The sequence below is a fragment of the Mesorhizobium sp. M8A.F.Ca.ET.202.01.1.1 genome, from assembly GCF_004791595.1.
Classification (GTDB): Bacteria; Pseudomonadota; Alphaproteobacteria; order Rhizobiales; family Rhizobiaceae; genus Mesorhizobium.
The window spans coordinates 1-328 of the sequence record NZ_SRUN01000172.1 but is presented as its reverse complement, the minus strand read 5'-3'; the positions used below and the strand labels follow the sequence as shown (position 1 = coordinate 328).

Annotated in this window: 1 protein-coding gene; it reads right to left on the bottom strand. The window is 67.7% G+C overall.

Going from position 1 to position 328, the window contains the following annotated elements; genetic code table 11:
• Positions 1-9: 9 nt before the first annotated feature.
• On the bottom strand, positions 10-328 hold a 319-nt coding region (locus EN845_RS34365), incomplete at its 5' end, for an HAD-IA family hydrolase (RefSeq protein ID WP_145972544.1).

Sequence of the window (328 nt, the reverse complement as noted above, 5' to 3'; positions counted from 1 at the left end):
CGTCAGGCTCTAAGCGTCTTCCGACCACTCCGACAGCGCCGCGATCGTGCTGCCGAGTTCCGCGAAGCGGCGGATGACCGTCTCGGCGCCCGCCTCGGTCAGCGCATCGGCATGGCCCGGATAGCTGTGTCCCGCGCCGGTGAAGCCGATGACCCGCATGCCCGCCGCCCTGGCGCCGGTGATGCCGTGCACGGAATCCTCGATCACGAAAGTGTTCTTCGGGTCCGCGCCGAGCTTTTCGGCGGCAAACAGGAACACGTCCGGCGCCGGTTTGGTCTTCTTGCTGGGGATGTCCAGCCCCGAGAAGATGCGGCCGGCGAAGAACGGC